Genomic DNA, 9093 nt, shown 5'->3' on the forward strand with positions numbered 1-9093 from the left:
CGAGCGTGCGCCCGCCTCGCGGCTGGGGCTTTGAAGGTGTTCACCTCCGATCCGTCAGCAACTGCGTATAACCGAGCGGCTGGGGCTTTGAAGCTGTTCGCCTCCGATCCGCGATCGACCATTTATAAAAAGACGACCGATTCAGGGCGCGACGCCGACCGTCAACAGCGTCCCCCACGTCCGGTAGCGGTCGACCATCGCCTCGCGGGAGTCCCAGTCGTCGGTGGGGAACTCGGTCGCGTCCGGGATCTCGATCTCTCGGTCGGGGACGTTGTCCTGTTCGGCGACGTACAGCCCGACGTCGCGGAACGCCTCGCGGTACTCCTCGCGGCTCCACAGGGTCATCTCCACCGCGATGTTGTCCTGCCACGCGTGGGTCGATTCGCTCTCCGCGAAGTAGTTGACGGCGCAGTAGAAGGTGCCCCCGGGCTTCAGCACGCGTCGGATCTCCCGGAGCGTGTTGCGCGGGTCGGCCGCGTAGTAGAACGCCTCCATCGAGAAGACGTGATCGAGCGAGTCGTCGGCGAACGGCAGCGCGTCGAAGTCGCCGACGAGGAAGCCCACGGCGTCGTCGTCGGTGTAGCTCCGGGCGTTGCGGACCATTTCCGGTGCGCCGTCGAGCCCGAAGCCGCGGCCGATGCCGCGCTCGCGGAGCGCGCGGAGCGCGTAGCCGGAGCCGGTGCCCAGATCGAGGACGGCGTCGCCCGCCTCGACCGGCATCCGCGCGAGCAGGTGCTTGGCGGTGTGCCAGTGTCTGTCCTCCATCCCGCGGTCCTTCCCCGACGTCGCCCACTGATCGAACTCCTCGCGAACGCTCATACCGGGGCGACGGGCGGGCGGGTGAAAACCGGTTCGGAGGGGCCGCGGGACTCGTCGCGTTCGAGGGCGGCGCGCGAGACGCGTCCGAAGAAGCGTCGGTGTTTTATCGACTGCCGTCCCTTCGGGGAGTATGAAGCGCCCGCGGAGCCTCCGTCGGCCGAAGTTCCGGATCGCGGACTCCGCACAGCAGGCGGTCGGCGGCTTCCTCCTCGCGGGCCCGTTCGTCGTCACCGGAGAGGTGTGGGACTTGGCCGCGGGCATGAACGCGGTCCAAGGGGCACTGACCGCCGGGCTCGTCGCGTTGATCGGCTACGCCGCGCTCTACCGGGCGGACACCGACCGCGACCCCGAGGTGGAAAAGGAGATCGCGGGGATCCCCGCTCGGTTCGTGTCGCTGATGATCGTCGCGTTCGGGTCCGTGACCGTCCTCGCGGTGCTGTTCGACGCGCCGGACACCTTCCTCATCCAGCAGGGCGTGACGGGGACCGAGCTGTGGGCGACGACGGCCAAGGCCGTCTCCGTCAGCGCCGTGTTCAGCGTCGTCGGCGCCGCGACCGCCGACAGCGTGTTCTGAGCTCGGACGGCGACAGCGCCGTCCGCTCTCACCGGCGTCCGAACTCACACGACGACCGAGACGACGGCGAAGAGGATCAGCACACCGGCGATGTCGCAGACGTTGGTGACGACCGGGATGGTCGTGTCGTCGGGGTTGAGCCCGATCCGGTACGAGGCCTCTACGGCGGCGACGCTGGCGACGACGACGAGGACGGCGAGGAGCATCCCCGAGACCAGCGAGACGAGGAGCACCTGTCCGAGCCCGAGCGTGCCGCCGAGCGCGACGCCGATCGCCCACGCGGCGACGCCGACGACGCCGAAGACGGTCCCCGCCAAGGCGAACACGGCGCCGGCGTTCGCCCTGAGGTCGGGGTTCGACGGGTCCAGCTCGTACGTCCCGAGGTAGAGCTGCGTGGTGAGCCGCGAACAGGTGATCGACGCGAGGTTCCCGGCCGTCCCGATCTGGACCGGCACCAACACGAGGAGCGCCGGGTTGCGGACGAGCACCGCCTCGTACGTCTCGAGGACGGTGCCCGAGACGAGCTGGAGCACCGACAGCGCGGCGAGGAGCGGGATCATCGTCCGAACGATCCGACCGATCGACCACTCGTCGGTCATCGTGGTCTCCGCGCCGGGCGCCGAGCCGCCGCCCGTACCGGACGTCGAGCCGCCACCCGTACCGGACGTCGAGCCGCCACCCGTACCGGACGTCGAGCCGCCACCCGAATCGGACGCCGAGCCGCCTCCCGCGTCTGCGTCCGTCACAGCACGGCCCCCACGACGTAGATCCCGACGAGGAGGAAGAGGACGCCGAACACGTCGCCGAGCGTCGTCACGACGGGGCCGATCACGTTGTCCGGGTCGAGCCCCCGGCGGTAGCCGACGAAGATGACGGCGATCAGCACTGAGATCATGAGGGTCGCCGAGAGGAACCCCGCCACGACCATGATCCCGACCAGCTGGAGGAGGTTCCCCTCCGTCCCGAGGAGCGTCAGCCAGAGGTAGGTGACCACGGCGATGAAGACGGAGACGCTCATCCCGTTGATGAAGGAAGCGAGGATCGCGTTCCTGAGCCGCCGGTCGAGCCGGAATTGGGGCTCGATGAGTCCCTGGTGGAGCCCGGTCGAGAGTCGGGCCCCGAGGGAGCCGTACACGCCGCCGCGGGTCGCGAGGAACGCCGGGAGCAGGAGGAGGAGGCCGGGGACCTCCGAGATGCCTGCGCGCATCGTCTCGGAGCCGAGGATGGTGCCGGCGAACAGCCCGGCGACGAGGCTGACGAGGATCACCGGCAGCGCCTGTCGGTAGACGTCGCGTGCGGTGTCGTGGCCGGCCATCGTGCATCCCGACGCGAGGGAGGCTCAAAAACCGGTCGGACGACGTGGCCCGCATCGTTAAGTCGGTCGGGCGGTTTCCGATCGCATGGACTACTCGCTCGCCATCGAGAACGGGCCGGAAACAATTCCGGGCGGCACGGGGCTGCTGCTCGTCCACCCGAGCATCGGCGAGACGGACCGGATCGACACGGACTTCCTGAAGACCGACACCGACGCGTTCCTCGTCGTCTCCACGCGGACCACCGCGCGGGAGGTCGAACAGAAGCTGGAGTACTACGACGTCGACGAGACGAAGGCGACGATCCTCGACACGCTCTCCGTCGAGCGGGGCTACTCGCGGCGCTCCAGCGACGACGTCTTCTACGTCTCCGCCCCCGACGACCTCGACGGCGTGGTTGACCGCGTCGAGCGGTTCCTCACGGAGAACGAGGGGAAGCGACGGGTGTCGGTCGACTCGCTCACCGAGATGGCGTACTACGCAGACGACGACGCGGTGTTCGAGGCGGCCGCAGACATCCTCGCGCTCCTCGACGAGCACGACGCCGTCGGGATCTTCCACCTCTCCGAGGAGGTCCACGAAGTCGCGACGCTCGATCGGTTCCGGGAGCTGTTCGAGGGCGTCATCGAGCTCGACGGCGAGGGCAACGTCACCTTCGACATCTAGGATCGTATCCTGTCAGGCGCCGTCGTCGACCATCGATTCGAACGTCTTCTCCGCCCACTTCACCGCGTAGGGAGCGCCGCGGTCGCGGTAGGCGGCGGTGTCGAGCGCGGCGAACGGCGCGGGGAGGTCGAGGCCGTGACGGAAGGCGGAGCAGGCGTACTCCGTCGCGCTCGCGAAGTCGGTCTCCCCGCGGGCGACCTCGCCCGAGAGGTCCCCGAGCCGACCCTCTAGGCGATCGCCGGCGTCGACCCAGGCGTCGAACAGCCGTGGGCGGGTCCCCTGCCACGACGCGAAGACGTCGCGGGTGTACAGCCCGATCCACGCGTCGAACAGCGCGGCCGCGACCTGGAAGACGTCGCTCGGCCCGTGGCTCGTGGTCGAGGCGCCGGTGTCGGGATCCGGTCGGCGGATCGCGGCGTCGAGGTCGCGGTAGCGCTCGCCGAAGAACGGGAGGAAGCTCTCGGGAAGCCGGTCGGGAAAGGCGTCGTCCGGGAGCGACCCCGGAGAGGGCGAGACGCCGACCTGGACCAGCCGGTCGGCGATCAGGAACGCGAGGAAGTCGTCCGGAGTTCCCTCCGCCCGCTTCTTGACGAGCACCGTCTGCGGGTCGGTCTGGGTCGTCCGGACGACGGTGCCGTCGCCGGGCAGTCCGACGGTGAACGCGGAACCGGCGTACCGCCGGAGGAGTTCCGGCGCCTCGTCCGGGAGCCACGCCGCCGGGAAGGAGGCGGGCGAGAGCCCGTCGACGAACAGTCCGAGGTCCTCGGCCGCCGCCGGCGGGAGCGTCTCGAAGTCGGCGTCGACGTCGAGGACCGGAGAGCCGGAAGCGTGTTCCTCACGGACTGCGTCGAGGTCATCGTCGAGCGACCGAGACGAGAACATCAGCCGAGCACGTACGAGAGGATGATGAGTACGGACAGGGCCGCCGAGACACCGATCGTACCGACCACGATCGTAGTGGATTTGCTCATGTCGGATGTTGGGGTCGCCGGTCGTTTAAATCTATATTACTTCGGACAGTCGCGAGGTGGTCGTTCGGGTGCGAGGCGGCCCGTGTAGGCGCGAGGCGGTCCGCGTAGACACGAGGCGGTTCGTCCAGATGGGAAACGGTTCGTGCAGATTGGAGGCGGTTCGTCCAGATGGGAAACGGTTCGTGCAGACGGGGACGTTTCGGGTGGAACCGACGTGTTTTCGACGGATTCCGGCGACCGTTCGACAGCGGGTTTATACGGATCCGTCCGATAGCCGTGGTATGCGGATTCGTGACGCACTCGAATCAGACGCCGAGGCGCTGGCATCGGTCACCGGTCGGCCGCGGGAAGTCGCGAGAAATATGATCCACGACCGGTCGGTTCGGGTCGCGGTTGAGGGCGGCGATCAGAGTAGCGACAGCAATAGAGATGAGAGCGGCACCGCCGATAGCGACGAGAACGGCGCCGGCGATGACGACGAGAGCGACGACGGCGACGACGGGGAGTCGGTGCTCGGCTTCGTCGCGTTCGACGTTCGCGGCGACACCGTCCACGTGACCGACTTCGACGGGAACGGGTCGACGGTCGAACGGCTGTTCGAGGAGCCGCGGCGGTTCGCGCGACGAGAGGAGATGGGCGTCGAAGTCGTCGTCCCGAACGACGAGGCGACGAGCGAGGTCATCGAGGCCTCGGGGTTCGCGGCCGCGGGGAGAGGCCCGCGGTTCGAGGGGCGACGGACCACCCGATACCGGATCGAGTTCGAGGAGTTGAACGGTCGGAACGACGACTGAATCGAAAAGGGGTCCTGCTCCGGTACCGACGGGTGTGTCGTCGAACCGGACTGACAACGGACTGGTGACGGACGGACTGGCGATCAGTCGAACCGCTGTTGAACGATCTCGAGCGCCTCCTCCCTGTCGGCCCAGTCGACGAACACCGCGACCGACGTCGCGCTCGTGATCAAGTCGATGATGTTGATCCCGTCTTTGGCCAGCGGGGCGATGATCTCTTGGATGACGCCGGGCTGGTTCGGGAGCTCGCCGCCGGTCACGCGGATGACGGCGATGGGGTCGGCGACGGTCACCGACGAGAGCGCCTCGTCGTCGACGACGGCCTCGTGGAGGAGGGCCTCGGCAGTCTCCGCGATGTCGACGTCGACGTAGAACGTGACCGAGTCCATGCCGGAGGCGACCGCGTCGATGTTGATCTCCTCCTTGCGGAGGGAGTTCGCGAGCTGCGAGAGGATGCCGGACCGGTTGCGGATCGCGCGCCCGGCGATGGTGAGACACGCGAGCGGCTCCTCGCGCATGTCGATCAGGCTCTCGAACTGCCCCTCGATCCGAGTGCCGCCCCTGAGGAGGTCGCCGTGCTGGTAGTGGACGACGCGGACCGACAGGTCCTCGTCCTTGTACGAGAGCGCCGACGGCGCGACGACCTCCGCGCCGCGGAACGAGAGGTTCCGCAGCTCGTCGACCGTGATTCGACCTACGTTCCGGGCGCCCTCGACGACCCGTGGGTCGCCGGTCATGACCCCCTCGACGTCGGTGACGATCACGACCTCGTCGGCGTCCATGTAGTTGCCGAGCATCACCGCGGTCGTGTCGGACCCGCCTCGACCGAGCGTCGTGACGTTGCCGTCGTGGTCCTCCGCCAGGAAGCCGGTGATGATCGGGACGACGCCGTCGAGCCGCTCCGCGATGGCGTGCGCGCGCTTCTTGGTCTCCTCGATGTCGACCTCACCGAGCTCGTTCGTGATCACCGGCCAGTCGGGGTGGCCCGGCTCGAGGAAGACGGCGTCGATGTCGCGGACCGACAGCGCCGCCTTGAGCATCCTGACGCTGGTTCGCTCGCCCATCGAGACGATCTCGGCGCGGTCGGCATCGTCCGTCTCGAACGTGATGTCTTCGAGGAGGTCGTCGGTGGTCGATCCCATCGCGCTCGCGACGACGGCGATCTCGTGACCGGCCTCGACCGCGTTCGCGACGGAGTCGGCCGCCCGATCGATGCGGTCCCCGCTACCGAGGCTCGTACCGCCGAACTTAGCAACTACGCGCATACGCACACCCCGTCGGGAGAACTCCGAGCGGTGTCGTCGCGTCGGATCGAACGAGAACGCAAGTCAGTGCCGCCGCATCGGATCGGACGAGAGACGGCTCGAGACCCCGAAGTGAAAGCGTGATCAGTAGACATGAGCGCCCGTAGCGGAGGAAGCCGCATAACTGTGTTCACTTCGACAATGGTCGCCCGAACGTGCAGTTCGCGGGAGCGACGACTTTCGGTGGAGTACGGTCAGTAGCGCTCTCGTCGGAACTCCGTCGGCGTCACTCGTCCTGAATGCCCCACGCGTCGGGCATCTCGATGACGTATCTGCCGTCCTCCTGTAGCGAGATGATGTACTCCTGCCGGTCGTACAGCTCCATCAGATTGAGTTCGTACTTTCCGGGGCTCACGATCCGAATGCTCTCGAACTGCTCGTTGAGTTCGTCCCGGAGCTCGCCGATGTCGGGACGAGGCCCGTCGGAGTCGGTTGAGTCTCTGGTGTCCGCGCCCGATTCCGAGTCGACTGGGTGGCTCGCTCGGTCGAGTTCGTCGGGCGAGACAACGTCGGAGCGGGCGCTCGCCTGCGCAACGTCCTCTTCGCTGCGCTCGCGGACGTGTTCGGTCCCGGTCGTCGAGTCGGTTGGGTCGGCCGGGTCGGCCGGGTCGGCGTCGGGAGCCGTGGGGTCAGTGTCGGCAGCGGAAGACGCGTCTACGGGGGTCGAGCCGGTGGTGTCGCCGACGCCGTCGGGATCAGTCGAATCGAGGTCGCCGCTCCGGGGAGATCGATCGTCCGTTGTTGTCGCGTCCTCCGCCGTCACCGCGTCTTCCCCCGTCGCGCGTTCGTCAGTCGCCGGGGGTTCGTCAGTCGTCGGGGGTTCGTCAGTCGTCGGGGGTTCGTCAGTCGTCGGTGGTTCGTCAGTCGTCGCGCCCGCGGGCTTGAACTGGAACTTGTTCCCACCGCAGTCCGGACACCCGGAGAGCATCTCCTTCGATCCGTCGGGGAACGTCCGGCCGCAGGTGGTACACTGGTGAGGCATCTATTTTCGGGAGACGAGCGTGCTGATGAGGTTCTCATCTTTGTGCAGCGTCTCGATCCGGTTGGCCGGACCGATGACGGTGAGCTTCTGTGCCGACTTTCGACCTATCAGCTTGTCGAGGAAGCTCTGGTCGGTCGTCTCCGCCTTCGGATACGTCTCGATCTCGATTCCGGTGAAGTCGTCCGGGCTGATCTCGGTCATCGTCACCTCGATCAGTTTCGACTCCTCGTCGGGGGAGAGCCCCTCCTCGAGGATGACGATGTTGCCGTCGCGGACGCCGTCGAGAATGAGGCGGATCTTCTCCATGCCGGTGAGCCCCTCCATCCGGGCGCCGCTTATCATGTCGATCCGGACGCCGTCGTCCGTGTCGTCGGGCGACGCGTCGCCGTCGACGTTGGGGGTCGGTCCGGGCATCAGCCGAAGTACTCCGCGATCTTCGTGTACACTTCGTCCATGTTGTCGCCTTCGAGCGCCGAGAGGGGAATCGTCTCGTGCTGCGGGAAGGCGTTGGCGATCTGCTGGACGTTCGCTCCGGGAAGGTCCGTCTTGTTAGCGAGGATCAGCGCCGGGAGGTCCTGCGACTCGATGATGCCGATGAGCATCGTGTTCACCTGCGTGAACGGGTCCGTGGAAGAGTCGAGGACGTAGATGACTCCGTCGACGTCCTCGCGGAGCCAGTGCATCGCCTCCGCGACCCCCTCCGTCGCCTCGCGGGAGCGACGCACCGCGTCGTCCTTCTCCATGTCGTGATCGAGGAACTCCTTGTAATCCACCTTCGTCGTCACGCCCGGCGTGTCGACGATGTCGATCGTTACCTTCCGACCGTTCCGCTCGATTTCGACGTTCTCCTTTCGTCGAGCCCGTCGGGTCTCGTGCGGGATGTGGCTCTCGGGCCCGACGGCGTCACCCGTCCAGTCGCGTGCGATCCGGTTTGCGAGGGTCGTCTTTCCGGCGTTCGGCGGCCCGTAGATCCCGATACGCTTGGGTTCGTCGGCCGCGAACAGCCCGTCAGTGACCCGTGATATGCTGTCTTTAAGATTCGTGAGCAGTCCCATCCTGACCTCCAATCCTGGTTTCTCCCGAACGAGCCGTGTCCCGCGTCACCGCCTCGATCCGGCCGCACCCGGGGTTCGTTCGGGGAATTAAGGTAGAATCCACGCCCCTCTCACTTAAGAACTGCGTCAGACGTTCCGATCGTCCGATTTTGAACGCGTGCGGATTCGAGCCGCTCGATATCGGTGTTCGTTTCGAATATCCGAAACGAGATCGCCGCGGCCGAAACGGGGTCGAAGGAGATCGAGCGGCGGCAGCGCCGCGACTGAACGGCGGCAACGGCGTCCTAACGGCAGGAGCGCCGTGACTGAGCGGCAGGATCGCCGTGACTGAGCGGCAGCAGTCCCGTTACTGAACGGCGGTAGCGGAGAGCCGGGCACGACTGACACGGAGCCGGCCGCCGACCCGTACCATTTCCCGGTTCCTCCCCCACCCCTTCGTTTCGACTGGAGACGGGGCTCGGTGTGGGTGGGGGGTCGGTGGGAGATCGAATATCCGGGCGAAGCCCGTTTAATGATGGGTTAACACCGCTACAAACAACCCTAAACAAACAACAATAATCTCGAGAGGTTTGTCGAGGGTACTTTTGTTTATGCTTAGTGATAAAACCTTCTATTTAC

11 protein-coding genes are annotated in these 9093 nt (G+C 66.7%); 3 read left to right on the plus strand and 8 right to left on the minus strand.

Annotated elements, in window-relative coordinates; all coding sequences use genetic code 11:
* Nucleotides 1-141 precede the first annotated feature (141 nt).
* Nucleotides 142-819 carry a class I SAM-dependent methyltransferase gene (locus DJ73_RS09675; protein ID WP_094557851.1) on the minus strand — a complete coding sequence of 226 codons (678 nt, stop codon included), beginning with the start codon at nucleotides 817-819 and terminating at the stop codon, nucleotides 142-144.
* Between the two features lie 130 nt (nucleotides 820-949).
* Between DJ73_RS09675 and DJ73_RS09680 the strand changes: the two genes are divergently transcribed.
* Nucleotides 950-1393, plus strand: a complete 444-nt coding sequence (locus DJ73_RS09680; protein WP_094557852.1) for a DUF2391 domain-containing protein — start codon at nucleotides 950-952, stop codon at nucleotides 1391-1393.
* A gap of 44 nt (nucleotides 1394-1437) precedes the next feature.
* Here DJ73_RS09680 and DJ73_RS09685 read toward each other — a convergent pair whose 3' ends face one another.
* Both DJ73_RS09685 and DJ73_RS09690 read right to left on the minus strand, forming a co-directional pair.
* Nucleotides 1438-1992 carry a magnesium transporter gene (locus DJ73_RS09685; protein ID WP_094524767.1) on the minus strand — a complete coding sequence of 185 codons (555 nt, stop codon included), beginning with the start codon at nucleotides 1990-1992 and terminating at the stop codon, nucleotides 1438-1440.
* A 143-nt stretch (nucleotides 1993-2135) separates the two neighbouring features.
* Entirely contained in the window at nucleotides 2136-2708 is a 573-nt protein-coding gene (locus DJ73_RS09690) for a magnesium transporter (protein ID WP_094524759.1), read from the minus strand.
* 85 nt (nucleotides 2709-2793) lie between these two features.
* Here DJ73_RS09690 and DJ73_RS09695 point away from each other — a divergent pair, with 85 nt between their 5' ends.
* On the plus strand, nucleotides 2794-3372 hold the full coding sequence (locus tag DJ73_RS09695) for a hypothetical protein (RefSeq protein WP_094524760.1): 579 nt from the start codon (nucleotides 2794-2796) through the stop codon (nucleotides 3370-3372).
* Between the two features lie 12 nt (nucleotides 3373-3384).
* Here the strand turns inward: DJ73_RS09695 and DJ73_RS09700 are convergent, their stop codons facing one another.
* The gene (locus tag DJ73_RS09700; RefSeq protein WP_094557853.1) at nucleotides 3385-4254 is read right to left on the minus strand and encodes a hypothetical protein; all 870 of its coding nucleotides are present in this window, start codon (nucleotides 4252-4254) and stop codon (nucleotides 3385-3387) included.
* 370 nt (nucleotides 4255-4624) lie between these two features.
* Here DJ73_RS09700 and DJ73_RS09705 point away from each other — a divergent pair, with 370 nt between their 5' ends.
* Nucleotides 4625-5134: a hypothetical protein gene (locus DJ73_RS09705; RefSeq protein WP_094524762.1), complete on the plus strand. Its 510-nt coding sequence runs from the start codon at nucleotides 4625-4627 to the stop codon at nucleotides 5132-5134.
* Nucleotides 5135-5217: 83 nt separating this feature from the next.
* On the opposite strand, the gene DJ73_RS09710 is transcribed toward DJ73_RS09705, so the two are convergent.
* From DJ73_RS09710 to DJ73_RS09725, 4 genes are all read right to left on the minus strand, one after another.
* Nucleotides 5218-6399 carry an aspartate kinase gene (locus tag DJ73_RS09710; protein ID WP_094524764.1) on the minus strand — a complete coding sequence of 394 codons (1182 nt, stop codon included), beginning with the start codon at nucleotides 6397-6399 and terminating at the stop codon, nucleotides 5218-5220.
* Nucleotides 6400-6664: 265 nt separating this feature from the next.
* Nucleotides 6665-7420 (minus strand): Zn-ribbon containing protein, encoded by a 756-nt coding sequence (locus DJ73_RS09715; protein ID WP_094557854.1) that lies wholly within the window; start codon nucleotides 7418-7420, stop codon nucleotides 6665-6667.
* Nucleotides 7421-7834: a DUF2073 domain-containing protein gene (locus DJ73_RS09720; protein WP_094524766.1), complete on the minus strand. Its 414-nt coding sequence runs from the start codon at nucleotides 7832-7834 to the stop codon at nucleotides 7421-7423.
* Entirely contained in the window at nucleotides 7834-8475 is a 642-nt protein-coding gene (locus tag DJ73_RS09725; protein ID WP_094557855.1) for an Era-like GTP-binding protein, read from the minus strand. The genes DJ73_RS09720 and DJ73_RS09725 overlap by 1 nt, the downstream gene beginning before the upstream one ends.
* Nucleotides 8476-9093: the final 618 nt, after the last annotated feature.

It is taken from the genome of Halorubrum sp. Ea1, assembly GCF_002252965.1.
Classification (GTDB): domain Archaea; phylum Halobacteriota; class Halobacteria; order Halobacteriales; family Haloferacaceae; genus Halorubrum.

Bases quoted from the DNA above. Each gene is read 5' to 3' on its own strand.
- DJ73_RS09700 (WP_094557853.1), bottom strand. From the start codon at position 4,254: ATGTTCTCGTCTCGGTCGCTCGACGATGACCTCGACGCAGTCCGTGAG.
- DJ73_RS09715 (WP_094557854.1), bottom strand. From the start codon at position 7,420: ATGCCTCACCAGTGTACCACCTGCGGCCGGACGTTCCCCGACGGATCG.
- DJ73_RS09680 (WP_094557852.1), top strand. From the start codon at position 950: ATGAAGCGCCCGCGGAGCCTCCGTCGGCCGAAGTTCCGGATCGCGGAC.
- DJ73_RS09685 (WP_094524767.1), bottom strand. From the start codon at position 1,992: ATGACCGACGAGTGGTCGATCGGTCGGATCGTTCGGACGATGATCCCG.
- DJ73_RS09705 (WP_094524762.1), top strand. From the start codon at position 4,625: ATGCGGATTCGTGACGCACTCGAATCAGACGCCGAGGCGCTGGCATCG.
- DJ73_RS09720 (WP_094524766.1), bottom strand. From the start codon at position 7,834: ATGCCCGGACCGACCCCCAACGTCGACGGCGACGCGTCGCCCGACGAC.
- DJ73_RS09675 (WP_094557851.1), bottom strand. From the start codon at position 819: ATGAGCGTTCGCGAGGAGTTCGATCAGTGGGCGACGTCGGGGAAGGAC.
- DJ73_RS09695 (WP_094524760.1), top strand. From the start codon at position 2,794: ATGGACTACTCGCTCGCCATCGAGAACGGGCCGGAAACAATTCCGGGC.
- DJ73_RS09690 (WP_094524759.1), bottom strand. From the start codon at position 2,708: ATGGCCGGCCACGACACCGCACGCGACGTCTACCGACAGGCGCTGCCG.
- DJ73_RS09710 (WP_094524764.1), bottom strand. From the start codon at position 6,399: ATGCGCGTAGTTGCTAAGTTCGGCGGTACGAGCCTCGGTAGCGGGGAC.
- DJ73_RS09725 (WP_094557855.1), bottom strand. From the start codon at position 8,475: ATGGGACTGCTCACGAATCTTAAAGACAGCATATCACGGGTCACTGAC.